Source organism: Streptomyces sp. NBC_00989, from assembly GCF_045162655.1.
GTDB lineage: Bacteria > Actinomycetota > Actinomycetes > Streptomycetales > Streptomycetaceae > Streptomyces.
On record NZ_CP108728.1, the window covers coordinates 479,604 to 504,131 of the forward strand.

The following is a 24,528-nucleotide window of genomic DNA, read 5'->3' on the forward strand; positions in this document are numbered from 1 at the left end:
CCACGCCGAAGTCAGCCGCCCACGATCAGGACCGGCCGACCATCGGCAGCCCGCGGCAGCGGCACCGCGGCCAAGCCCGCCGCAGCCGGCCGGCATCAATGCGGCCACGGGCCACCGCGGCGTAGAGCCCGCCATGGCCGCGGCGGTGTTCACCCACCAGCGACAACCCGGCCAGAGACCTCACCACCCCGTCGCCGCGCAGAACGGCATCGGCCAGCTCGACCAGCGCGTCCGAACGGGTGGTGAGGCAGGAGTCGAACTCGCCCCGGAAGCACGCCAGTTGCGCCGACGCCAGGTGTGGGGAAGGAGCTCCACCGGTTCGCCGGCAGGGCCCCTTCGTCATTCCCGCGTCAGCGCCGACGCAGACCCGCGATGGGGTGCCGCGCACCCATCGCTACGGTGGCGTCGCGAGCAACGGCGGTGGTTTCCGGTCGGCGACGGCCTCGCGGAGGCGGCGTTGTGCCGCGGCCGGGGCGCCCGCGGTCAGGAGCGCCTCCCTCAACGCGCCGGCGACCGGAGGCACATCGAGGACCCGGGGCTGGGCCAGCGGAGCTTCCGTGGCCAGGCAGCCGCTGATGTGGTCGCGCAGCAGGGACTGGTCGTTCTGCAGGGTGCCGCCGCCGAGTACCACCGGTGTCGGGGTGCGCAGGAGGCGGAGGCGGCGGAGCAGAGCGGTGACCATGGCGACGATTTCGTCGCCGAGGCGTTCCACGATGCCCCGGGCCACGGTGTCGCCTCCGGCAGCCGTCGCGAAGACCAGCGGTGCCAGACCGTGCAGTGCGGTCATCGGCAGGTCGCCACTTCCGACGGCCAGCGCCACGGACTCCACGCTGCGCAGGCCGAAGTGGCCTGGCAGCTCCTGCCGCAGCCGGGTCGCCGGACCCCGTCCGTCACCCGCGCGGACGGCCGCTCCCAGGCCGGCCCTGGCCACGGCGAGCCCGCCGCCCCAGTCCCCGGTGATGTCCCCGAGGGAGAGAAAACGGGCCGAGCGGCCGCCCGGATGGATCGCCGCCGCGTTGATGCCGGCGCCGGAGACGACCGCCACCCCCCAGCCGTCGGGTGCACCGGCATGGAGGACGGCGAGTGTGTCGTTGCGTACGAGGGTGCGGCCGGCCACGTCCAGTCGGGTCAACTGCCCCAGCGCCAGGCGTTCGTCGGTGCGCCGGTCCACGTTGGCGAGGAAGTACGCGCCGACCGAGACCGGGGTCGTGTCGGGCAGGCCGGCCGCTGTCAGCGCGTGCCGGCCCAGGCGGGCGAGTCGTTCGGTGGTGATCTCCATTCCCTCGGTGTGCGGACGGGTGCCTGCGCCGCGTACCCAGGACAGCAGCCGTCCTTCGGTGTCCGCGAGGACGAGGTCGGTCTTGGAGCTCCCTCCGTCGACGCCCACCACGAGGTCAGGCATCAGCGGCTTCCTTCGCGAAGTACCGGGGCAGATGGTGGCGGTTGGCCTCCAGCAGCGCGTTCAGCAGCGCGTCTGCCCGGGCCCATTCGCGGACGAGCGGGTTGGCCATGAGGGCGCGCCGGGCCACCGTACGGTCCCCCGTCAGGGCTGCCTCGACGGTGAGTGTCTCGTATGCGGTGACTGCCTGGACGAGCCCGAGCATCTCGGGTGGCAGGGGCGGTACGGGGACCGGGTGGGGACCGGACGCGTCGACATGTGCCGGGATCTCGACCACCGCCTCGTCCGGCAGGCCGGCGATGACTCCGTTGTTGCGTACGTTCACGTAGTGGTGGGCGCCGTCACCGGTGAGCAGGCTGGTGACCAGTGCCGCCGCGGCCTCGCTGTAGTGGGCGCCGCCGCGCCGCTGAAGCAGTTCGGGCTGTCGGTCCAGCCCGGGATCGGCGTAGAGGGTGAGCAACTCCTTTTCGATGGCGATGACTTGGTCGGCACGGTGTGCTCCGGCCTGCTGGGCCCTCACCTCGTCGTCCGTGCAGTAGAAGTAGTGCAGGTAGTAGGAGGGGATGGCGCCCAGGTCGCGCAACGCCCCTGCGGGGACGCGGACTTGAGCCGCGAGGTCGTCGAGCGCGTCGCCGGTCAGGAGTTCCGGCAGGCGGTCCACTCCGTCGACGGTGACCGAGCGGATCCAGGACAGGTGGTTGAGGCCGGCGTGGCCGAGCCGTACGCGGTCGGGGTCGGTGCCGAACCGGGCGGCCAGTTGCCGCTGGAACTTGATCGCCACGTTGCACAGGCCGACCGCGCGATGGCCCGCGTCCAGCAGTGCGCGGGTGACGATGCCGACGGGGTTGGTGAAGTCGACGATCCAGGCGCCGGGTTCGGCCCGGCGGCGTACCTCGGCAGCGATGTCGAGGACCACCGGTACCGTACGCAGGGCCTTGGCGAAGCCGCCGGGGCCGGTGGTCTCCTGGCCCAGCAGGCCGAACCGGTTCGGCAGGGTCTCGTCGACCAGCCGGGCCGCCTGCCCTCCCACTCTGAGTTGGACGAGCACGGCGGCGGCTCCGTCCACCGCGGCGGCGAGGTCTGTGGTGGTGGTCAGGCGCCCGGGGAAGCCGTGCCGGGCGAGGATACGGCGGGAGAGGGCGCCGATCACGGCGAGGCGTTCGGCGTCGATGTCGTGCAGGACGAGTTCGCCGACCGGCAGCACCCGGGCGCGCCGGGCGAAGCCCTCGATCAGTTCGGGTGTGTAGGTGCTGCCACCGCCGACAACGGTGATTTTCAACAGAGTGCTCCTTGACCAACTGTGGTTGCGGCGACGGCGGTCAGCCCTTGACGCCGGTCAGTGCGATGCCCTCGACGAAGACCTTCTGGGCCAGGAAGAACAGCACCAGGACGGGCAGCAGGAACATCAGCGAGGCCGCCATCTGAAGCTCGTACGCGTTCTGGTGGCCGTTCTTGGCGAGCTGGCTGAGGGCGACCGCGAGGGTCTGGCCGGTGTCGCTGTTCCCCGTGTAGAGCAGGGGGTTGTAGAAGTCGTTCCACGCGTAGAGGAACGCGAAGAGACCCACGGCGGCGATCGCCGGTTTGGCCATGGGGATCAACACCCGCCACAGGATGCGCAGTTCGCCCGCGCCGTCGACCCGGGCCGCCTCGGTGAACTCGTCGGGGATGGTGAGGAAGAACTGGCGCAGCAGGAAGATGCTGAACGCGTCGCCGAAGAAGGACGGGACGATCAGCGGCTTCAGCGTGCCCACCCAGCCGATGTGCGCGTACATGACGTACAGGGGCAGGCTGGTGACCTGGGCCGGGATCATCATCGCGGCGAGGACGACGAGGAAGACGCCCTCCCGGCCGCGCCAGCGCAGCCGGGCCAGCGCGTAGGCGACGGGTACCGAGGAGATGACGACGCCGATCGTGGACAGGCCGGCGTAGAGCATGGTGTTGAGGAGGTCGCGGCCGAACGGCATGGCCTTGAAGACCTCGTGGAAGTTGCCGAACTCCCAGGGTGAGGGCCACAACGAGCCGGTGCCCGCCTGGTGTTGGGTCATGAACGCGGTGAGTACGCCGATGGTGAGCGGCAGGAGGAAGCAGAGGGCGACCGCCACGGCCGGTGCGTGCTCGGCCAGCAGGTACAACAGGCGTCGCCCGGTGCGGGGGTGACGCTTCGTCAGGTCGAGGGTGCTCATCGGCCGCCTCCCGCGTGGTGCACGAAGCGGCGCGAGACGCGGATGAACACCACGGTCGCCGCGAAGATGACGAGGAACAGCAGCCAGGCCATGGCCGAGGCGTAGCCGGTCTTGAAGTAGGCGAAGCCCTGTCGGTACAGCTCGGTGGAGTAGAAGAGCAGCGAGTTGGCGGGGTAGCCGATGAGGTCGTTGCTGGAGGAGGTGGCGTTGGCCGAACTGGAGGCGACGAACGCCTCGGTGAAGTACTGGAAGGTGTAGATCATCCCGGTGAGCAGGGCGAAGAAGATCACCGGGGAGATCGCCGGGAGGGTGACGCTGCGGAACTTCTGCAGGGGGCCGGCGCCGTCGAGTTCGGCGGCCTCGTACAGCTCGCGGGGTACGTCGAGCATGGCCGCGGAGAAGATCACCATCACGTTGCCGCTGGCCCACAGCGCCATGAGGACGAGGCTGGGCTTGGACCAGGCGGGGTCCGAGAACCAGCCGGGGCCGTCGACGCCCACCCAGCCGAGCAGCCGGTTGAGCGGTCCGACCGGGTTGAGCAGCACGATGAACGACAGGGCCGAGGCCACCACGGGCACCATCGACGGCAGGAAGAACAGGGTGCGGTAGACGGCCCGGCCGCGCTTGACCCGGATGATGACCCAGGCGGTGAGCATGGCCCAGCCGGTGCGCAGCGGCACCATGACGACGACCATCCACAGCGTGTTGCGCACCGCCACCCAGAAGGTGTCGGACTCGGTGAACAGGGCGCGGTAGTTGCGCAGTCCGACGAACTGGACGGGCCGGTAGGAGCCGGCCTGGAAGTCGGTGAGCGAGTAGTAGAGCGTGGCCGCCACCGGGTAGAGCACGAAGACGGCGAATCCGACGACGAACGGGGACAGGAAGGCGAGGACGACCCACCAGCGGGCCCGGCTCGGGCTGCGCCGCCCGCCCCGGGCAGGGCGCGTACGCGCCGTGCCCGGGGCCTCGCCGACGGGGGCGAGGACGGTCGTCATCTCTACTGCCCGCTCTCGGAGTTGAGGCTGTCGATCTTCTTTCCGACCGTGGCCAGTCCGCTCGCGGCGTCCTTCGTCTTGCCCTGCTCGTAGTCGAGCAGGAACGCGCGCCAGGTGTCCATGTCCTCGACGCCGGCCGGGGTGACCGCCTTGTAGGAGGAGTGCGTGTTCTCGAATACGTCGACGAACGGCTTCCAGTGCGGGTCGTCGCGCTTGTCCCAGGCCTTGAGCGCGGCGAACGTGGTGGGAATGTTGTAGACCGTGTCGGCGAGGGTGTTCAGGAACGTGGTGTCGGTGGTGAGTTGCTGGAGTGCGAAGAACGCCTCCTGCTTGTGCTTCGAGCCTGCAGACAGATAGGCGACGGTGCCGAGGGTGCTGCCGGCGCCGTAGGTGCCGGACGATCCGTCGAGGACGGGCATCGGTACGACGCCGTAGTCGAAGTCCTTCTTCTCCGTGGCGATCTCACCGACGTGCCACTCGCCGTCGTACTCCATGGCCGCGGCGCCGGTGAGCAGCGGGTTGCCCGCGTCGTCGGCGTGCGGCTGGTAACGGCCCACGAACTTCTGCACGTTCGCCGTGCCGTAGTAGTCGATCAGGTCCTGGTCCCACGCCAGCAGTTGCCGCCACTTCGGGTCGGAGGCGAAGGTCGTTTTCCCGTCCTTGCCGTAGAACTCGGTGCCGCTGTGCGCACCGACGAAGAGGTACCGGTTGACGTCGTAGTCGGAACGGGGGACGAAGCCGTACGTCTTGATCGAGCCGTCCGCGTTCTTGACGGTCAACTTCTTGGCGTCGGCGGTGAGTTCGGCGAGGGTCGTGGGCGCCTTGGTGATGCCGGCCGCGGCGAACATCTTCTTGTTGTAGTAGAGGGCGAAGGCGTCGGTCAGCAGCGGCAGTGCGCACTGCTTGCTCTGGTAGCGGGTGTAGACGAGGGTCGCGGGCGGGAAGGTCTTGGCGGTGTCGATCTTCGCCGAGGACAGGTACGGGCTCAGGTCGGCGACCGTGCCGTTGTAGCAGAACTTCGCCACGTTGTCGGGTGTGGAGCTGATGAACACGTCCGGCGGATCGCCCGCGGCGACGGCCTTGGCGTAGGCGGCGTCGTCCTTGTTGGGCACGAACTTCACGGTCAGCCATGGGTACTTGGCGTGCAGCCGGCCGAGGGTGGCCTTGAACGCGGCCACTTCGTTGGGGAGGTGGTTGAACGTCCACACCGTGACGGTGGTGGCCTTGTGCGAGGCGCCCGGCGATATCGCCGAGTCGGGTTGTGACGAGGTGGATCCGGTCGAAGTACAGCCGGCCAGCAGCAGTACGCCGGCGGCCGTGACGGCCGTAGCCCCGGTGATAGCTTTGAACACTGATCGTCCTTCCTCGGAGATGGCATTCCCTGGGTGACGGATCGGTCGGTCGATCGGGCACGGCAATGCCCGGTGACGTGTGCGGCGGCGCTGTCCGGCAAGACGGCGTCGCCGCGGTGTTTCACACTGCGGTCAGGACAGAGACGACGGTGACTCTGTCTGCGGGACGGGAGTGGTGGCGGCGGCGAAGGCGGCCTCGCGGGCCAGCTCCGCCGACATGGTGGTCGCTCCGGTGAGCACGGCGTCCTGGCCGAGGCCCGACGCGACGACAGGTGGCCGGAACGTACTGAAGTCGGCCAGGTGACGGGCGACCGGTTCGAGCAGCAGGTCGCCGTTGGCGCCGATGGCGCCGCCCAGCACGATGAGTGCCGGGTCGATGAGGGGTACGACGCAGGCCACCACGTAGGCGACGCTGCGGGCCGTGTCGTCCACGATCTCCAACGCGCCCGGGTCCCCGGTGCGGGCGAGTTCGAAGACGGTGCGCGGGCTGCCGTCGCCCGGCAGTCCGAGGCGCTGCGCCCGGTCGCTGATGTAACGGGCGCCCAGATGTTCCTGCACGAGGTCACGGCGCTGTCCGACCGGGGCGACCATGCGGTCGCTGGGCAGGTAACCGGCCTCTCCGGCGACGCCGGTGGCACCGCGCCGGACCCGGCCGTCGACGACCAGACCGAGGCCGAGTCCGACGCCCAGGCTGACCAGGACGAAGTCGTCGGTGTCGGTGCCCAGGCCGTGGGTCCGCTCGGCCAGTGCCGCGAGGTTCACGTCGTTCTCCAGGACCAACGGCACCGGGATCGCCCGGCCGAGTGCGGCGCCGAGCCCCCGCCCTGCGTCGGGAAGTCCGGCAGCGTACGACAGATGCCGTCCGTCGGGGCCGACGGCGGCCGGCAGTCCCGCCACGACCTGGGTGATGTCGGCCAGCGGTCGGCCCACCTGCCCGGCCAGGTCCACGCACATGGCAAGGATCTGAGCGACGAGCGCGTCGGCGCCGCGATGCCCCTGCTGCTCGGACTCGGCACGTCCACGCACGCGGCCGGTGACGTCCGCGACCGCGGCACGGATCTTGCGGTGGCCGACGTCCATGCCGATCGCGAAGGCGCAGTCGGCGTTGACCCGGTACTGGGCCGGTGCCGGGCCCTTGCGGCCGGTCGCCGGGCCGACCTCGGTGATGACTCCACGCTCCAGCAGCAGCGCGACCGCGGCGGCGACGGTGGGCCGGGAGAGGGTGATCCGCCCGGCCAGGTCGGTGGTCGTGACCGGGCCCGCCTCGTCGATCGCCTCCAGCACGGCACGGCCGTTGAGCGAGCGCAGCAACCGCTGCGGGCCTGCTGGATAACGGCGGGTCACGGGAGCCTCGTCTCGACATTCGAGTCTGTAAGAAAGAAAGTTGCTTATTTATACGCGGACGCATGACCGGAATCAACCCTTCGACCACACCACGCCACCCAGCCCTGCGCGAGCCTCCGGTACCGGGGAGTGAAGCCCGTGACGATCCGGCTCAAGTTCCCTGCCCCCGGCCGGGCGCCTTCGTCCTGTACGGAAACTCCTCCCGCCCTCCCCTCCATCGGCACCCATGCCATCCTTGGCCCCGCGAACCGCGACGCCCTCGTACGGCGGCGCCAGGCCCGCGACCGCATGAACCGCGAGTACGCAGAACCGCTCGACATGCCCCAGCGACTTCTGCCGGCAGGGCGTGCAGGTCGCGCTGCCACCCGGAAGGCTCGGGGGATCAGAGATCCAGCCGAGCGGATGATGCGTGCTGCGTCCACGACCGGTGGGGCGGGGAGCAACTTCGGGCTCGGGCCTATGTGTTCGCCACTTTTCAGCCGTGACGTGGGCGGTGTCGAGGACGACGCGGGTGACGTCGGTGAGGCCGGCGTCGTCAAGGCGGTTCAGGACCGCTTCGTGCAGGCGGCCCCGGACACCGGCTCTCAGCCAGATCAGGAATCTGCGATGAGCGGTCGACTTCGATATCCCGAAGCAGGGCGGCAGCGCGCGCCAGGCGCAGCCGCTGACCAGCGTGTAGACGATCGCCGAGAACAGCGTCTCATCAGGGGTGTCCGGTGGTTCCGACGCCCTGCGGACGTACCTTCGACGGCGGGATCAGGGGCTTCGCGATCTCCCACCTCCCGTCCGGAACAAGCCAACTCCACGCATCCCGTACCCCGCCGCGTGAACAGACCAACGTCCGCCTCACCAGGTAGGACGCGGTCTGAATTGGTGATGGGGTCAGGCGTGGCCGCGCGCCGGCGACTTCGGGAGGTGCCGCCCGGCGTGTGAAGTGGAATCGCCAGGCGCGTGCTCCGATGGCCTGGGGCCAGCCCTCCATGCTCTCCACCTCCCATGGAGGAGACGTGACGGGCGTCGCGGCCGCGTGCCGCAGCGGCCGCTCAGAGGTGGCCGTCCAGGAACTTCCGCACCTCGGCGGTAGTCATAGGCCCTGTGCCGTGCGCCACCGCCTCTCCCTCCTTCAGCAGGACGAAGGACGGGGCTCCGGTGATCCCGTATCGCTCGGTTGCTGCCGGACAACGCGTGATGTCGGCGCGGACGACCGTCAGGCGGCCCGTGTAGTCGTCGGCGATGCCACCCACGACAAGGTCCATCACCCGGCAGGGCTCGATCGCCTTGGGCCATGTCCCGGTGAAGTATGCGAGGACAGGGACTCCGCTCATCCCGAGGATGAAATTGAACTCCGCGTCCTCACGGGGTTGGTGAACCCGCTTCGCCATGCAAGCTCCTGACCTCACGTTCCGTCATTCCATCCCCATCTTCCCTCGCGCGGTGTGCCAGGCCCGCCCGGTCGGTCGTCCCGCTGGCCTGTGGGAAGGTAGGCACGGGGCCGTCGCAGAACCACGGTGGTCCCCGGCGCGAGCGGCCCGGCCCCCCGTTCCTGGTGACCTGGCCCGGCTGCCCCGTCGGTCACCCAGCTGCAGCCTCAGTCGAGTTGCATCCGCCACTGTGCTTCTCAGAGACAGCGCCCCCGACGGGCTTCCCGAGGCATTGTCCGGTCCTCGCATCAACCCCCGGTCTCAGCCGGCTGATACAGCCCTTCCCCGGCCGCATGAGTCAGCCGGCCCGAAGACCGACCGCCAGCGTCAGTTCAAGGACCCGGTGTGGCGATGCGAGATCCGGAAACAGCTCCCGCAGCTGCGACATCCGGTACCGGACCGTCTGGGGATGGACGAACAACGCCGCCGCCACCTCGTCCCGCCTGCCCTGGTGCAGCAGCCACTCCCGCAACGTCTCCTCCAGCCGCCGTGCGGTCGCGGCAGGCAAGGTCCGCAACGGTGCGAGGGCTCGGGCCCGCAGGTCCGCGAACGCGTCCACGTCGGCGCTCAGCACCAGCTCGGGCAGGTGGTCCTCGGTGTCGCGGATATCGGAGGAGAGGGAGCGCGCGCGTACGGCTCGTGCGTACGAGGCGGACGCGCGAGTCCATGGCCGGGCCGGGCCGACCACGGCGGTGCGGTCGGCCAGTTGCCGCAAGAGATGTGACCGGTCGGCATCGGGGACGAGCAGCACACCGGTGGCGTCCGGCAGATCGTCGAGGACGAGGGTGCTCGGGTCGAGCGTGCGGTAGGCGGGCCGGGCCTGGGCGGCGGGCAGCAGGACCGCGGTCAGCGAAACCGGAGGCTGCCACCCGGCTCGTTGGACAGAGGCCAGCAGTACGTCCGGGCTCGCGCCGGCGAGGAGGTCGCGGGCCAGGTGTTCCAGGTGACGCTCGTGGTCCCTGCCCCGGGCGGTCAGTTCGTCGGCGTGGCCCGCGGCGCTCGCGGCGGAGAGCTCGTCGATGTAGGCGAAGGTCAGCTCGGCGAACTTGGCGACCTCGGCGGCGGGCAGACCCGCGGGTACGGCACCCGCTGCCAGGCATCGCCAGGCCACGCGGGCGCCGACGCGGTAGGCGCTGAGCAGGGCGTCCATCGAACGGCCGTCGCGCACCTCGCCGCGGCCCAGCTCGTAGGCCGCGTCACCGGCGTCGCCACCTGTGGCGTTCCCGCTCGCGAGGTCCAGGTAGTGCCCCAGGGCGGTGCGGACGGCTCGGCGCATGGTGGCGCCCATGCGGCCCGAAAGGGCGTTGGCGTAGGGAGGGACCTCGTCGATGATCGCCTCGACGACCTCGTCCGCGGTGGTCTTCAGCGCTGCCCGAAGCGCGGTGACCGTCGTCTCATCCAGGGCCAGTTCGCTGGCCCTCCGAACTGCATGCCCCATGTTTTGTTCCCTGCGAACAATTCAGCCGACCAGATTTACGTCCTGCGGTCAGGACTTTACGCCTTGAGGCGCAGCAGGCTGGAGTCATGACGAGTACAGCCCTCCGCACCAGGGCGTGGAAACTGCTGGAGATGGTCACGACGCCGCTGCTGCCGTCGGACTACCTCGACCTGGTCAGCCCGCTGCGCGCGGGCGCTGACCTGCGTGGGCGCATCGAGGCCGTGCACCCCGAGACGGGTGACGCCGCGACCATCGTGATCAGGCCGGGACGGGGCTGGCGCGGCCACACGGCCGGTCAGTACGTGCGGATCGGGATCGACGTCGACGGAGTGCGCCTGTGGCGTGCCTACTCCCTCACCTCGCCGACAGATCGCCAGGACGGCCGCGTCACGATCACCGTGAAGGCGATCCCGGACGGCAAGGTCAGCAACCATCTGGTCCGCAGAGCGAAACCGGGCACGCTGATCCAGCTCGACCAGGCGACCGGTGACTTCGTGCTGCCGCGGGCCAAGCCCGCCAAGGTGCTCTACCTGACGGCCGGCAGCGGCATCACGCCCGTGATGGGCATGCTGCGCGACACCGAGTTCGACGACGTCGTCATGGTCCACTGCGCGCCACAGCCACAAGACGTGATCTTCCGCGACGAACTGCACGACCTGGTCGCGGACAAGAAGCTGCGGCTCACCGAGGTGCACACCGACACGGACGGCAAGCTCGACATTGCCCGTCTCGACGAACTCGTACCCGACTGGGCCGAACGCGAGACCTGGGCCTGCGGGCCCACGGGCATGCTCGACGCCGCCGAGGAGCACTGGAGCGAGCACGGCGTACAAGAGCGCCTGCACACCGAACGCTTCCGCCCCAGCATCGTCGTCGCCGGCGAAGGAGGCGAGGTCACGTTCAGTGCCACCGGCAAGACCGTCGGCGCAGACGGCGCCACGCCGTTGCTGGACGTCGGCGAGGAGGCCGGCGTGCTCATGCCCTCCGGGTGCCGCATGGGCATCTGCTTCGGCTGCGTCACGCCGCTCAAGGCGGGCGCCGTCCGCGACCTGCGCACCGGCGAGATCACCGAGGCCGAGCCGGGCGTCCTCATCCAGACCTGCGTGTCCGCCGCCGCGGGCCCCTGCGACATCGAACGGTAGGAGCACCTTGACCGCCACCGACCCCACCGCCCACCTGACCGCGGAGCAGATCGAGGAGCTCGGCCGCGAGCTGGACGCGATCCGCGACGAGGTGATCGCCGGCCGCGGCGAGAAGGACGCCGCCTACATCCGTAAGGTCATCTCGGCGCAGCGCAAGCTCGAACTGGCCAGCAGGGGCGTGCTGTTGTTCTCTCTCTTCCCGCCCGCGTGGCTGCTCGGCACCGCCGGTCTGTCCGTGGCGAAGATCATGGACAACATGGAGATCGGCCACAACATCCTGCACGGCCAGTGGGACTGGATGCGGGACCCGAAGATCCACTCCACCACCTGGGAGTGGGATCACGTCTCGCCGTCCGAGCAGTGGAAGCACTCGCACAACGAGCTGCACCACACGTACACCAACGTGATCGGCAAGGACAACGACCTCGGCTACGGCATCATGCGCGTCGACGAGGACCAGAGGTGGCACCCGTTCCACCTCGGCCAGCCGCTGTGGAACTTCCTCAACGCCTGCTTCTTCGAGTACGGCATCGCCGCGTACGACCTGGAGCTCGGCAAGAACCTGCAGAAGCGCCGCCGCAAGAACCCGGAGTTCCGCGAGCGGGCCAAGGCCGTGGGCCGCAAGATCCGCAAGCAGGTGCTCAAGGACTACGTGATCCACCCGCTGCTGTCGGGCCCGTCGTTCCTCCCCACGCTCGCCGCCACGTTCACCGCGAACCTGGTCCGCAACGTCTGGACCCACTCGGTGATCATGTGCGGGCACTTCCCCGAGGGCGTGCAGGTCTTCGAGCGCCGCTCGATCAAGGGCGAGACCCGCGGCCAGTGGTACCTGCGCCAGATGATGGGCTCGGCGAACATCAGCGGCAGCAAGGCCATGCACTTCATGACCGGCAACCTTTCGCACCAGATCGAGCACCACCTGTTCCCGGACCTGCCGAGCAACCGGTACGCCGAGGTCGCGGTGCAGGTGCGCGCGCTGTTCGAGAAGTACGAGCTGGAGTACGTCACAGGCCCGCTACCCAAGCAGGTGTTCTCCGCGTGGCACAAGGTCTTCCGGCTCTCGCTGCCGAACAAGAAGCCCAAGGTCAAGACGCCGGACCGCGAGCAGGAGCTCGTCGCCGCCTGATTCCCGGTAGTGGTTCTGATCTCTCGGCCGTACAGGCGGCACCGCCGGGTTCGGTGAGATCCGTTGCGGACGGTGGGCGGCCGCGACATCGGACCGTGCGTCCACGACGCGTACCTGACCGTCGTCGGCGGTTCTGCGCCCACCGCAGTCGACTGGTGGACCGTCACCCACCGACAGTGGTGAGGGCGGATTCAACTGGTCGTCGCAGCACCTCGATCATTGGGGGGTCTCCTATGGGACGGCCAACAGGGTGGACGACGGCGGTGCAGCAAGCCCTTGCCTTCGGCACTGGACGAAACGTGCACGGACGTTGACGGTTTCGCGCGGCATGACGGCCGATGCGTCGTGGCACCAACCGCCCACCTTCTGGACGCCCTGCAGGCCGACTCAGCCCGGCCCGTAGGATGCGCTGCCGCCTGCGGACAGTAGCGGCGAGCGGAGGCGACGATGTTTCAGAACGAGCCGATTTTCCGTCAGCTCACAGCCGAACGGGGTGATGTGCCCGCCCAGGCACGGGCCACAGCGGAGGAGACACTGCGACAACTGAGGCACGTGATGGACTGGAGCGGCCCGATCCCCAACTGGCCGGACCGCACCCGTCACGCAGGCGACACTCCCGTGATCGCGGGCCGACCCACATGGAATCCGGAACACGGCCCGCCCCACAGCGAGCCGCTGACGTAGCGTCAACCGGCCTGCGCAGGGGGCGATTTCCGGTACCCACAAGCCCCCTCCCGTCAGGTACGCCATCGAACCTGGCGCGCATGCCCGGACTTTCGTGCCGGTCGTTCCCGGCGGGACCCCAACCACCAACCCGGGAACGACCGTTGCTTGCGCGTGCTCCTTCTGCGATCCGTGCGGTCCGGGACGGCCACGACCGCGAAGAGCACTGCGGCCTCGTCGGCGAGCGGGGCATTCGACGACAGGGCGGGGAGGTGTGGCGGGGACCCCTCGCCGTTGTGCGCCCTGTGCCCGCACCACCAGGCCCGTCGGCCGTGTCCGCAGCACGAACTCCACGGAGGAGAGCACCAAGCGGACCGCGCCGGTGAGGACGACGACGCCGAGGCAGGACAGAGGCGGGTCGACCAGGAGGGTGTCCGCGTGTGTCCGTGCGGCGCCGAGCAGGAGGCGGGCGGCCGGTTCGGTGTCGGCGGACCCGAACTGGCCGGTGCCGAGGACGACCAGGGCCGGGTCGAGCGCGAGCAGCGCCGGGGGAACCGCGCGCGCCGGAGGAGCCGGGGAAGCGGATGGACCTCCCCGACATCGACACTGCCGTCATCTCCGGCGGTGACCGCCCCTCACCGGCGCGCACAAGCCCGGGACTGCGGAGACCTGACCGATCAGAAACTCGTGCGGGTCACGGCCCCTGCCCAACGGCCAAAGGCCAACGCCCACTTGACTCTGACCCATGACTACTCGGTGCCGGAGAAGACGTAAGCGGGATCCGATTTCTTCCGAGCCCTGACACCGAGGGTCCTCGGGGCTGGCAGGACACCGACGATCGCCGCAGAGCGCCGCTCCGCCATCGAGGCCGCCGGCACGACGTCCCCGGCCCTCCCGGCGAACACCAGCCCGCACCCAACCCGCACCCGCCCGGCACCCGGTCCGGCCCACCCTCCCGTCCCGCCGCGCATCGCTTCCTCAACTCACCCCGCTTCTCGCTTCCTTGAATCGTTGTCGTTCCTATTGACCTCGGTTCGAAGGGCGAATTAGGGTTCCCGCACTTGCATTCACTGAAACGATTCAACACCCGCTCACCCGTGACAAGTTGGGGCTGAACCATGCACGAAACCCACCCGCAGCGTGGCGGCTCGACGCGTCGGTCGGTACTGACGGCCAGTCTGACGACCGGCGTTCTCGCGGCACTCGGTCCGGCGGCGAACGCCGCCTCCTCCGGGACGGCTCGCTCCACCACAGGCGCGCCCTCGGCGAGTTGGTTCGCCCAACCGGCCAAGTCGGTCCGGCCCAGGTTCCGTTGGTGGTGGCCGGACGGACTGGTCGACCCGGTGGAGATCGCGCGGGAGATCGACCAGATGGCCGATGCGGGATTCGGCGGCGCCGAGATCGCGGCCGTGCACCACAGCATCACCGACACCTCCGTGCTGGACACCGCCCACCACGGGTGGGGAAGCACGGCCTGGCGCGACGGTGTGAGGGCCGCGCTGCGGCAGGCCGCGCGCCGCGGGCTGACCATCGACCTCACCCTCGGCCCGAGCTGGCCCGTCGCCGTGCCCGGAGTCACTCCCGACGACGACGCCGCGGTGAAGGAACTCGCCTACGGCAAGGCCACGTTGACCGGCGGCGCGGCCTACGACGGTCCGGTGCCGGCCTCCGTCTACGCGGCCGCCTCCGGTGTCACCGTGCAGAAGCTCTTCGCCGTACAGGCCGCCCGCGTCAACACCGCCTACTCCAGCGGCAAGGCGACCGGCCTGGACGCCGACAGCGTCACGGATCTGACCGACCATGTCTCGGGCGGCAACCTGAGCTGGACCCCGCCCGACGCGGCGACCTGGGTGATCCTGTCGTACTGGCAGCGGGGCTCGGGCCAGCAGCCCGAGGCGGGACCGCACTCCTCCCCCGCCGCGTACGTCGTCGACCACTTCAGCGCGACCGGGACCGCGGCCGTCACCCGCTACTGGGACTCCACGATCCTCGACTCCACACTCCGCGCACTCCTCAGATCGGCGGGCGGCACCTTCTTCGAGGACTCCGTGGAGCTGGAGACCAAGGGTCTGCAGTGGACGCCCGGCCTGCCCGCCGCCTTCCGCGAGCACACCGGACGCGACCTGCTGCCGTATCTGCCGGCTGTCGTCCTCGACAACGGCAACCAGATCTTCGCCTTCGAGGCCCGGCTCACCCAGGAGATCCGGCACGACTTCTGGGAGACCGTCTCCGGCCTGTTCAACAAGCACCACCTCGGAGCGCTCAAGTCCTGGGCACACGGACACGGCATGAAACTCCGTTCCCAGCCGTACGGCCTCCAGACGGACGCCATCGCCTCGGCGGCCCTTCTCGACGTCCCCGAGGGCGAGTCGCTCGGCTTCAAGAACCTCGACGACTACCGCTGCCTGGCCGGCGGACGGGACATGGCCGGCAACCGCATCCTGTCCTGCGAGGCGGGCGCGTACGCGGGCGGCGCCTACAACACCACCTGGGACAAGTTCCTGCGCACCATGGGCGGCGCGTACGCGGCGGGCGTCAACCAGACCGTGATCCACGGCTTCTCCTACGCCACCGCGCCGGGCGTCAACTGGCCAGGCTTCGCCGCGTTCAGTCCGTACAGCGGAGCCCCGGGATACGGCGAGTCGTGGGGACCGAGGCAGCCGACCTGGCGCCATGTGTCCGACATCGCCGGCTATCTCGGCCGCGTCCACGAGGTGCTCCAGTCGGGCACCGCCCGCGCGGACATCGCGGTCTTCCGGCAGACCGGCTACACGGCGACCGGCATCGGGGCCTCCTGGCTGACCTCCACAGGCGTCCCGCTCGGGTGGACCCACCAGTTCCTGAGCGGACCACTGCTCGACCTGCCCGTGGCCAAGGTCTCCGAAAAGCGCCTGGCACCCGAGGGGCCCGCCTACAAGGCCCTGTTCCTCGAAGGCGACTTCTTCTACGGCTCCAATCCCACGCTCGCCGTCGCCGACGCCCGCAGACTCCTGAAGTTCGCGCGCGCCGGTCTGCCCACCGTGCTCCTCGGCGCCTTCGACCAGGCGCTCACCCCGGGTCTCCCCGACGACGGGGAGCAGACCGAACTGCGTTCTCTGACGGCCCAATTGCTCGCTCTGCCGAATGTCCGCCGGCTCACCGACAAGACCCTGGTCGGCGCGGCGTTCGCGGAACTCGGCGTGACCGCCGACGTCGTCCACTCCGTGGCGTCGACCCTGCTCAACGCCCACCGGGTCACCGACGAGGCCGACTTCTACTACCTGTGCAACGGCAAGCACGCCGAGACCGTCAAGCCGGCGGTCGCCCTCATCGACCATGACGTCACACTGCGGGCAACCCATCGCAAGGGCTCCCGTGCGGTCCCCTACCTGCTGGACCCGTGGAGTGGGCGGGTCACCCGGCTCGCCCAGTACACCCAGAACGGCGACGCGTTCACCTTCCGGGTGACGCTCCAGCCGGGCGAGACTCTCGTCGTCGCGCTGGGCGACCCGGGATTGTTCGGGGACCGCTGCGGCAGCCGTCCGCACGCGGTCGCCACCGACGCGGACAGTGTGCTCTTCGCGGACGGATCACTGGCGGTACGCGCCTTCACGGCCGGTGCCCGCACCACCACCCTGTCAACCGGCCGGAAGGTCACGACGAAGATCCCCGAGGTGCCGGCCGCCCTCACCCTCGGCGAGTGGACGCTCTCCGTCGACGACTGGCAGCCCGGCGCCACCGCGACCGCCACCACGATCGTCACGCACACTCTCGCGCTCGACGCCCTGCTGCCGTGGTCGCAGATCCCCGAACTGGCCGACGTCGGCGGCATCGGCCGCTACCGGACGACGGTCACGCTGCCGAACGCCTGGACCTCCGGCATGGGGGCCCTGTTGCGGCTTGGCAGTGTCAGCGACACCTGCCGGGTCACCGTCAACGGAACACCGCTCGACCCCGTCGACCGGCTCAACCCCGTGGTGGACCTCGGCGGGAATCTGCGCCGCGGCGGCAACACAATCGAGATCGAGGTGGCCACCCCGCTGTTCAACCGGCTACGGATCAGCAACCCCACCGTGTTCGGCACGTCCGCGCGGCAGAACCACGGTCTGGTCGGACCGGTCCAACTCACGCCATACGTGCAGCGGACCGTGGCCTGAGCCCCGGCACCGCACCCGAGGTGACCTGACGCGGGCGCCGCCGACGGCACGGTCCCCAGCAGCGCTGGTCCCGGCGGCCGTGGAGGTGAACGGCTGCCGGGATCCGTAGGACTCTTCCTTCATCACTACTTGGTCTTCACGGCGTCCCTGATCCTCTCCTTGCCACCCTCCGCGCCTGTGTCACATCCTCTTTCCGCAGGTCACTGTGGCCTGAAGGTGGGTGATGATCGGGTTTGCCGTTCGGTTGAGCGTCGTTGGACGCCGAACCGAACGGCAGCCGGAGGGATGGTCAGGCGGCTGCCGAGAGGGTGGCCGGGACCGTCTCGGTTAGTACTGCAACGGTGCTTGCCGTGACTGCTGGCCAGCTCGTTTGTTGGTGCGGTTATGGGTGGGGACCTTGCTGAAGTCAGGTTGTGGGGGCCGGGTTGCGTCCATGGAGATGGTGGGGCGGGTGGGACTCGAACCCACGGCCGACGGATCATGAGTCCTTTGAGGATCTTGGCGGCCTTTGCCGATTCACGCCGTTCTTCCAGGTCAGGCATGCTGATCAGTGTCAGCCCTGTGCAGTGCTCGTCGGCCTGCTCCTATCCTTGTGGCCCCTCAATGGCCCCTGGGAGTCGATGAGTTGGACGCTCACCACAGCAGCAGCCGCGTCCGCCCAGTTCAGCCGAGTGGCTGGAACCCTTCGCGCGACAGAGTCCCTTACCGACGCGCTGATGCTCCATCCCAGGCACCGGGCTGGAGCATCCTCCCTGACGTCAAGATGCGATCCCGTCCACCGGAACCAGCCTCAGACAGACCGGTCACGTCCACAACCCACAACACCGCCTGCGACTGAGGGCCAGAGACCGGGCTGCCACGTCGGTGAAGGTCACGCTGTCCCGGCCTTTGGCGACCGTCCTGTCACGCAGTAGCCGAAGGCCTGAGAGCCACGAAGGTCAGGTAGAACATACGAGTGAACGTACTGTGCTGCGCCGCTTGCGGGCTCCGTCTGACCGAGCCCGTCCGGCGCATCGACGAGATGCCCGAATACCCCGGCTGGGACGGCAGGCCCGACGCGGAGGGACGACGACACGGCCCAGCGAGCGTGCCGCGCGGCGTCTACGTGGTCGATCCGCTGCCGTTCGGGGCGCCGTTCGAACCGTGCGCGGACGAGGACGAGGACGCGTACGACGGAATCGTGCCAGGCGGGATGTGGATGTCCGACGAACGGGGCTTCCTTGTCTCCGCCGGGCCGTGCGGCACGTACGTCCTGCACCCGCTCGACGTCGTCGACCTCGGCTTTCACCCCGACACCTCGCGCATCAGTGGTTGCTGTGGCCTCAGTGCGCACTACGGAGTCAATCGCGTCTGCTCGTGCGGAGCCGAGGTCGCCATCACGGCCTCCGACTGCTCGAGCGGCTACGAGACCCGGCTCGTCCCGGACGCCGTCCGTGTGGAGTCCGCCCCATGAGCACCCATCGTCGCAACACCGCACCGCCCCGCGAGGACCTACTCGCCACGGCCATGGAGATGATCGCCGAGCGCGGTCTGGAGAAGCTCACCATGGCAGCACCGGTCTTGAGGCCGGTATGAGCAGCGGCCATCTCCTCCACTACTTCCACTCCAAGGACGAGTTACCGCTGCGCACCCTGGAGTGGAGCGAGGGGCGGCTCGGCACCGAGCGCGGGCGGCTGCTCGTACGGGCGTCGTCAGCCCGCGAACGGCTCGACGCGTACGTTGGCCTGTACGTCCCCGACGGCCATCGTGACCCGCACAGGACCGCTGGAGGTCTGGAACCGCTCGAAGAGCGCCGCCGCCGACGCGGACGCCCGCGAGCGCCAAGCCGCCATCGAGGGCGCCTGGCACCACGACCTCGTCGCGCTGCTCGCCGAGGGCATCTCGCACAGCGAGTTCCGCCCAGTCGACCCGACCGCTTCACCGCCCGGCTGCGCGCCCTCCTGGACGGCTTCTCCATCCCCGCGGCCATCGGCCTGCGCGGCACGGGCCGCGAGCAAGTCATGGCATACGTACGAGAGTTCCTGGACGAGTCGCTCGCGCTCCCAGCCGTCGTGGAGGGGTGAGAAGACAGCCAGGTGGCTGCCTCGCTGGTCCGGCTCCGGGCCACCCGGCCGTCAACCGGCCGCGCCTTCAATGCCCCGGTGCACCACATACCCCCGGTGACGGTCAACCGCACCGGCGCCTCCGCCAGTTCGTCCGCCGGCGTCTCAACCGGATCCAGGGTCAGAGCCGTCAGGTCGGCGCGGTGGCCGAGGGTGATACAGCCCGCCGCCTCGGCCTCTCCCGCCGCCCGTGATGGTGGCCAGGGGCGAAGAAGGCAGTGCCCCAGCGGCCCACCAGTAGGCCCAGGGCGTAGGGCGGCTGAAGGGTGGGGTCGCCTCTGCGTGAGCGGCTGGACGAAGGTGACGTGCCGCGTCAGGCCACTTCGCCGACGAGGAGACCCGGCAGGATGATGTCGAGCGCCCCCGTGAGTCGCTCGTGGAGGTCGAACGGGGCTGGTTCTTCTCGGATCCAGCGCAGGATTGTCGTGAAGTAGCAGGCGGCCAGCAGTTGTCCGGCCTGGTCGCAGCCGACGTCCGCCCTGATCTCCCTGCGCTGCTGACCCTGTTCGACGATCCTGGCGAGTTCGATCTCCAGGGACGGATCCTGAAGGAGGCTGCCATACCTCGCGGAGGCGTCCATCAGGACGGTGGTCTCGGCGCGGGAGGCGACGTTGAGGTCGGCCATCTCCTTCAGGTAACGGCGCAGCCGGTCTCCGACCGGCAGGTCCTCGGCGCACTGGGAGCCGAGGATCTCGTTGACGCGCCCGCGGCGGCGGGCTCCCCATTCCTCGAGGAACCCGACCTTCTGTGAGAAGTAGTTGAAGACGGTGGCCCGGGCGACGTCGGCGGTTTCGGCGATCTGGTCCATGGTCGTCGCCTCGTACCCCTGGGTGACGAACAAGTGCAGTGCCGCGGCGTAGAGCTGATCGCGCACCTGCTGTCGCTTGCGTTCCCGGCGTCCGACGGGCGGCGCTGCGGGCACGACTTCGACTCCTGCCTCCGGGATCTTCATGGCCTCCAGTACAGCACAGGGCTGCACGGGTATTGACGCCACCACACGACCTTCTTAGATTGTCCTCCATTGATGGACTCAAGTCCAACAATGTACTCAGGTCTCGCTATTTGATGCGGGGCGAAACAGGAGGCAACGTGGCTTCCGTGGCATCCCGAACAGGCTGTGTCGAGCTCGGACACGGCTGTTACGCCTGGATCGCGGACACTGTCGGATGGGGCATGAGCAACGCCGGGCTGATCACCGGCCGGGGCGAGTCACTGCTCGTCGACACCCTCTACGACCTGCGGCTGACCAGGACCATGCTCGACGCGCTGACGCCTCTGACCGCCACCGCTCCGATCGCCACCGTGGTCAACACCCACGGCAACGGCGACCACTGGTTCGGCAACCAGCTCGTGGCCCACGCCGAGATCATCGCGGCCCGCGGGTCCGTGGCCGACATGCGGCAGGTGGGTCCGGCCGAGATGCTGGCACTGACCGGTATGGACAGCCCCGCCGGACACTTCGCGCGACGGATCTTCGGCCGCTTCGACTACACCGGCATCGAACCCGCCCTGCCGAACCGGATCTTCGACGGCGAGACCGTCCTGGACATCGGCGGCACCGAGGTCCGCCTCATCGACGTGGGCCCCGCGCACAGCGCCGGGGACACGATCGTGCACGTGCCGCAGGCCCGGACGGTCTACACCGGCGACATCGTCTTCGCCGGGGCGGCGCCGGTCGTCTGGCACGGCCCCTTCGCCCACTGGCTCGCCGCCTGCGACCTGCTGCTCGGCCTCGACGCGGACATCGTCGTACCCGGCCACGGCCCTGTCACCACCAAGCAGACCGTCCGCGAGATCCGCGACTACCTCGAACACGTCCACGAGCAGGCCACCGCCCGCTTCACCGCCGGCATGCCGGTCATGGACGCGGCCCGCGACATCCGCCTCGGCCGCTTCGCCTACCTGCACGAGAGTGAACGCCTCGCCGTCAACGTGCACACCGTCTACCGGGAGCTCGACCCCGCGCTGCCCCCACTCGACGGCCCCGGGCTGTTCGGCTGCATGGCCGAGCTCTGCCCCCGCGTCTGACGACGCCCCGCCCGCCCCCGCCTGACGAGGCCCCACCCTCCACCGACGGCGCACCGCCCCTCCCGATGCGCCCAGCTCCCCGCCGTCCCCCCGGGCCGTACGTCCCGCCAACCTTCCAAGGAGGAGACATGGTCTCCACCCCTGCCTACGACCCACCCGCCGCCCCGTCGTCCGAAACCCCACCGGCCGCCACGGCACGCCACACCGGCACGATCATCGCCGCCTGTCTGGCCGTCTGCCTGGCCCAGATCGGACTGGTCCTGCCCGCCGCGATCAACGGCGTCATGCAGCGCACCCTCCATGCGTCCGGCGGAGAACTGACCTGGATCAGTGACGCCTTCCTGGTGCCCGCCGCCGTCCTCGCGCTGACCTTCGGCGTCGTGGGCGACCTGTACGGCCGTAAGAAACTGGTGGTGGGCGCGGCACTGGTGTCCGCCGTCGGCTACCTGGTGTCCGCCACCTCCCACTCGGCAGCCCAGTTGATCACCGGGCAGGCGATCTCCGGCATCGGAGCCGCCGCGCTCTTCCCCGCCTCCTTGTCCATGATCACCGCGATCACGACCACCCCGGCCGCACGGGCCAAGGGGCTGGCCTCCTGGACCACGGCCCTGTCGCTCGGCGCCTTCCTCGCTCCGCTGATGTCCGGCGGGATCGTCGAACACGCCTCCTTCCAGTGGGCGTTCGGCGTGACCGGCGTGCTCGCCGTGATCACCGCGGTGGGTGCCTGGCTGCTGGCCACCGAGTCCAGCGCCCCCGAGGGCCGCTCGCTCGACTGGCCGGGCCAGATCGCCATCGCCGTGGCCATGCTCGCCCTGCTGTACGGCATCATCCAGGGCCCCTCCGACGGCTGGAGCTCGGTGCCCGTCGTCGCGTCCTTCGTCGCCTTCGCCGTGTTCATCGTCGCGTTCGTGCTGGTGGAGAGCCGTAGTGCGGCCCCGATGCTGCGTCTGGAGCTGTTCCGTATCCCGGCCTTCGCCGCGTCGGCCGCGATGGCGGTGATCGGCATGTTCGGCTTCCTCGGCGGCGCGTACGACCTGAGCATCCGCCTCGGGGTCATCCAGCACCAGGGCCCCTTCCAGGCCGCGGTGCCCTTCCTGGTCATCCAGGGCGTCACTCCGCTCATCTGGCCGCTGCTGGTCCGGCTGCTGCACCGGGTGGGCCCCGGCCCCATGCTCGTCACCGGGTTCGTCTCCCTGGCCGGCGCCCAACTGTGGCTGCGCGCGGTGCCGATCCACGAAAGCGGCCTGATCCCCCTGCTCGGGCCGCTGGTGCTCAACGGTGTCGGCTTCGGCCTGGTCGTCGCCGCCCTCACCGCCGCCGCCGTCAACGTCGTACCGCCCGCGCTGATCGGCATGGCGGGCGCCACCACCAGCCTGGTCCGCGACCTCGGCCAGACCCTCGGCCCCGCCATCGTCGGCGCCGTCGCCCTCGGCATGGCCACGCGTGAACTCACCGGCAGCCTCGCCAACGCGGGCCTGACCCCCAAGGAACACGGCATCGCCTCCGCCGTCCTGCACGAGGGCGGCCCGCTCGCCCTGCACAGCGCCGACCTCGGTCCGCTCAGCGCCAAGCTCGCCCCGTACACCACGGACGCACTTGCCCACGGCTACAACAACGGACTGATCCTCACCGCCGTCGCCTGTATCTCCGCCGCCGTGATCGCCGCCGTCTTCGTCGGCTTCGGGCGCAAGGGCACACTGTCGGCCGAGGCTGAGGGGAGCCCGGCATGAAGTTCGCGACCTTCGTGCACGACGGGAAACGGCAGCCGGGAGTTGTCGCCGGCGACCAGGTCCACCCGTTCGAACACCCCGTCGAACTGCTGGATCTGGTCATGGAGGGCGAGCAGTCCCTGCGCGGGACGGGCGAACGCGCCCTGACCGGCTCCCTGCCGCTGCCCCTGGCCGACGTACGGCTGCTGCCACCGCTGCAACCGCCGACCGTACGCGACTACATGACCTTCGAGAGCCATGTCGCGGGCATCGCCAAGGGATACGGCGACACCGTCCCCGACGAGTGGTACGAAGCCCCCGCGTTCTACTTCACCAACCCGTACTCGATGATCGGCGCCCACGACGACGTGCCGGTACCGCCGGGTTGCGCACGCTTCGACTTCGAACTCGAAGTGGCCGCCGTCATCGGCAAGGCCGGCCGGGACCTGACCCCCGAGCAGGCACGCGAACACATCCTCGGCTACACGATCCTCAACGACTGGTCCGCCCGCGACCTCCAGGGCCGCGAGATGAAGGTCAAACTCGGCCCGGCCAAGGCCAAGGACACTGCAACCACCCTCGGCCCCTGGCTCGTCACCGCCGACGAACTCGAACCCCACCGCAACCCGGAAGGCCTCCTCGACCTCGGACTGACCGTCCAGGTCAACGGCGAGACCGTCGGCCAGGACCGACTCACCAACATGGCCTGGACCTTCGAGGAGATGGCGGCGTACGCCTCCCGCGGCACCTGGATCCACCCCGGCGACGTCCTGGGCTCCGGCACCTGCGGCAACGGCGGCTGCCTGGCCGAACTCTGGGGCCGCAACGGCCTCCTCGAACCCCCACCGCTGGCCCCCGGCGACATCGTCACCATGGCGGTCGAGGGCATCGGCGCCATCAGCAACACCGTCGTCGAGGGCGTCGCCCCAATCCGTCTGCCATCTGCCCGCCGCAGGGGATAACCCCCCGTACTCGTGGGGGCGGGCCGGAGCGACGGCTCTCTACGGGACCACCGATCCCGGCGCCTGCCTGGACCTGAGCCCCTCGACCGCGTAAGCGGAGGCCGACCCGCCGCCCCGCCAGGGGGCGGCTCCCCAGGCAGCCGCGGGCGCCTCCGTCATACGGCACCCGAGGGCGGGTGACGGCCACTCATGAGTCCGCCAGGGATCGTGACGACCCTTGCCGATCAACGCTCACCTTTGACGTTTCGCAGGTCAGATGTACTGATCGGTGTCAGTCCTGCGTGGTGCTTGTCGATGTGTTTCTGTCCCTGTGGCCCTCAATGCCCCCTGGGGATCGATGAGTTGGATGCTCAGCACAGAAGCAGCCGCGTCCGCGCAGTTCAGCGAAGGGGATAGAGCCCCCCACACAGCGGATTCCTCTTCCCCGCCAACTGGGCTTTTCGCCAGCCGGTTCACCTCCACGCACACGCAGAGGCCGCGCGTGTCGTGCGCGGATCCGGGCTCCGTCGCGCATGAGGCACCGGCCCG

Annotated in this window: 16 protein-coding genes and 3 pseudogenes; 8 read left to right on the top strand and 11 right to left on the bottom strand. The window is 69.6% G+C overall.

Features of this window, described 5'->3' with window-relative positions; genetic code table 11:
• Positions 1 to 20: 20 nt before the first annotated feature.
• The 10 genes and pseudogenes from OG714_RS02210 to OG714_RS02255 form a co-directional block, all read right to left on the bottom strand.
• Positions 21 to 343 (bottom strand): annotated as a pseudogene (locus tag OG714_RS02210) (transposase); the annotation flags it as partial.
• Positions 344 to 394: 51 nt separating this feature from the next.
• Positions 395 to 1,402 carry an N-acetylglucosamine kinase gene (locus OG714_RS02215; protein WP_406118117.1) on the bottom strand — a complete coding sequence of 336 codons (1,008 nt, stop codon included), beginning with the start codon at positions 1,400 to 1,402 and terminating at the stop codon, positions 395 to 397.
• Entirely contained in the window at positions 1,395 to 2,678 is a 1,284-nt protein-coding gene (locus tag OG714_RS02220; protein WP_406118118.1) for a 6-phospho-beta-glucosidase, read from the bottom strand. Before OG714_RS02220 ends, OG714_RS02215 begins: the two co-directional genes overlap by 8 nt.
• Before the next feature lie 40 nt (positions 2,679 to 2,718).
• On the bottom strand, positions 2,719 to 3,582 hold the full coding sequence (locus OG714_RS02225; RefSeq protein ID WP_406118120.1) for a carbohydrate ABC transporter permease: 864 nt from the start codon (positions 3,580 to 3,582) through the stop codon (positions 2,719 to 2,721).
• A complete protein-coding gene (locus tag OG714_RS02230; RefSeq protein WP_406118122.1) occupies positions 3,579 to 4,577 on the bottom strand; it encodes a carbohydrate ABC transporter permease in 999 nt (332 codons plus the stop codon). Before OG714_RS02230 ends, OG714_RS02225 begins: the two co-directional genes overlap by 4 nt.
• Positions 4,578 to 4,579: 2 nt before the next feature.
• A complete protein-coding gene (locus tag OG714_RS02235; protein WP_406118123.1) occupies positions 4,580 to 5,929 on the bottom strand; it encodes an ABC transporter substrate-binding protein in 1,350 nt (449 codons plus the stop codon).
• Positions 5,930 to 6,061: 132 nt separating this feature from the next.
• Positions 6,062 to 7,273: an ROK family transcriptional regulator gene (locus OG714_RS02240; RefSeq protein ID WP_406118125.1), complete on the bottom strand. Its 1,212-nt coding sequence runs from the start codon at positions 7,271 to 7,273 to the stop codon at positions 6,062 to 6,064.
• Positions 7,274 to 7,719: 446 nt separating this feature from the next.
• Positions 7,720 to 8,111, bottom strand: a pseudogene (locus OG714_RS02245) (transposase); the annotation flags it as partial.
• A 205-nt stretch (positions 8,112 to 8,316) separates the two neighbouring features.
• The gene (locus OG714_RS02250; protein WP_406118126.1) at positions 8,317 to 8,655 is read right to left on the bottom strand and encodes a thioredoxin family protein; all 339 of its coding nucleotides are present in this window, start codon (positions 8,653 to 8,655) and stop codon (positions 8,317 to 8,319) included.
• A 337-nt stretch (positions 8,656 to 8,992) separates the two neighbouring features.
• Positions 8,993 to 10,132: a PucR family transcriptional regulator gene (locus tag OG714_RS02255; RefSeq protein ID WP_406118127.1), complete on the bottom strand. Its 1,140-nt coding sequence runs from the start codon at positions 10,130 to 10,132 to the stop codon at positions 8,993 to 8,995.
• An 86-nt stretch (positions 10,133 to 10,218) separates the two neighbouring features.
• Here OG714_RS02255 and OG714_RS02260 point away from each other — a divergent pair, with 86 nt between their 5' ends.
• The 5 genes and pseudogenes from OG714_RS02260 to OG714_RS02280 all read left to right on the top strand — a co-directional run bounded on the left by OG714_RS02260 (position 10,219) and on the right by OG714_RS02280 (position 19,262).
• Positions 10,219 to 11,274 (top strand): ferredoxin reductase, encoded by a 1,056-nt coding sequence (locus OG714_RS02260; RefSeq protein WP_406118128.1) that lies wholly within the window; start codon positions 10,219 to 10,221, stop codon positions 11,272 to 11,274.
• Positions 11,275 to 11,281: 7 nt separating this feature from the next.
• Positions 11,282 to 12,400, top strand: coding sequence for a fatty acid desaturase family protein (locus OG714_RS02265; RefSeq protein WP_406118130.1), 1,119 nt, complete (start codon positions 11,282 to 11,284; stop codon positions 12,398 to 12,400).
• 1,781 nt (positions 12,401 to 14,181) lie between these two features.
• Complete coding sequence (locus OG714_RS02270) at positions 14,182 to 17,199, top strand: glycosyl hydrolase (protein WP_406118132.1); 3,018 nt, start codon at positions 14,182 to 14,184, stop codon at positions 17,197 to 17,199.
• A 955-nt stretch (positions 17,200 to 18,154) separates the two neighbouring features.
• Positions 18,155 to 18,652: a hypothetical protein gene (locus OG714_RS02275; RefSeq protein ID WP_406118134.1), complete on the top strand. Its 498-nt coding sequence runs from the start codon at positions 18,155 to 18,157 to the stop codon at positions 18,650 to 18,652.
• Positions 18,649 to 19,262: pseudogene (locus OG714_RS02280) on the top strand (TetR/AcrR family transcriptional regulator). The gene OG714_RS02275 and the pseudogene OG714_RS02280 overlap by 4 nt, the downstream one beginning before the upstream one ends.
• A gap of 352 nt (positions 19,263 to 19,614) precedes the next feature.
• On the opposite strand, the gene OG714_RS02285 reads toward OG714_RS02280, so the two are convergent.
• The gene (locus tag OG714_RS02285) at positions 19,615 to 20,253 is read right to left on the bottom strand and encodes a TetR/AcrR family transcriptional regulator (protein WP_406118135.1); all 639 of its coding nucleotides are present in this window, start codon (positions 20,251 to 20,253) and stop codon (positions 19,615 to 19,617) included.
• A gap of 221 nt (positions 20,254 to 20,474) precedes the next feature.
• Here OG714_RS02285 and OG714_RS02290 point away from each other — a divergent pair, with 221 nt between their 5' ends.
• The 3 genes from OG714_RS02290 to OG714_RS02300 all read left to right on the top strand — a co-directional run bounded on the left by OG714_RS02290 (position 20,475) and on the right by OG714_RS02300 (position 24,000).
• A complete protein-coding gene (locus tag OG714_RS02290; protein ID WP_406118136.1) occupies positions 20,475 to 21,329 on the top strand; it encodes an MBL fold metallo-hydrolase in 855 nt (284 codons plus the stop codon).
• Positions 21,330 to 21,457: 128 nt separating this feature from the next.
• Entirely contained in the window at positions 21,458 to 23,059 is a 1,602-nt protein-coding gene (locus OG714_RS02295; RefSeq protein WP_406118138.1) for an MFS transporter, read from the top strand.
• Complete coding sequence (locus OG714_RS02300) at positions 23,056 to 24,000, top strand: fumarylacetoacetate hydrolase family protein (RefSeq protein ID WP_406118139.1); 945 nt, start codon at positions 23,056 to 23,058, stop codon at positions 23,998 to 24,000. Before OG714_RS02295 ends, OG714_RS02300 begins: the two co-directional genes overlap by 4 nt.
• Positions 24,001 to 24,528 lie beyond the last annotated feature (528 nt).

Bases quoted from the DNA above. Each gene is read 5' to 3' on its own strand.
- OG714_RS02215 (WP_406118117.1), bottom strand. From the start codon at position 1,402: ATGCCTGACCTCGTGGTGGGCGTCGACGGAGGGAGCTCCAAGACCGAC.
- OG714_RS02225 (WP_406118120.1), bottom strand. From the start codon at position 3,582: ATGAGCACCCTCGACCTGACGAAGCGTCACCCCCGCACCGGGCGACGC.
- OG714_RS02230 (WP_406118122.1), bottom strand. From the start codon at position 4,577: ATGACGACCGTCCTCGCCCCCGTCGGCGAGGCCCCGGGCACGGCGCGT.
- OG714_RS02250 (WP_406118126.1), bottom strand. From the start codon at position 8,655: ATGGCGAAGCGGGTTCACCAACCCCGTGAGGACGCGGAGTTCAATTTC.
- OG714_RS02255 (WP_406118127.1), bottom strand. From the start codon at position 10,132: ATGGGGCATGCAGTTCGGAGGGCCAGCGAACTGGCCCTGGATGAGACG.
- OG714_RS02260 (WP_406118128.1), top strand. From the start codon at position 10,219: ATGACGAGTACAGCCCTCCGCACCAGGGCGTGGAAACTGCTGGAGATG.
- OG714_RS02270 (WP_406118132.1), top strand. From the start codon at position 14,182: ATGCACGAAACCCACCCGCAGCGTGGCGGCTCGACGCGTCGGTCGGTA.
- OG714_RS02285 (WP_406118135.1), bottom strand. From the start codon at position 20,253: ATGAAGATCCCGGAGGCAGGAGTCGAAGTCGTGCCCGCAGCGCCGCCC.
- OG714_RS02290 (WP_406118136.1), top strand. From the start codon at position 20,475: ATGAGCAACGCCGGGCTGATCACCGGCCGGGGCGAGTCACTGCTCGTC.
- OG714_RS02295 (WP_406118138.1), top strand. From the start codon at position 21,458: ATGGTCTCCACCCCTGCCTACGACCCACCCGCCGCCCCGTCGTCCGAA.
- OG714_RS02300 (WP_406118139.1), top strand. From the start codon at position 23,056: ATGAAGTTCGCGACCTTCGTGCACGACGGGAAACGGCAGCCGGGAGTT.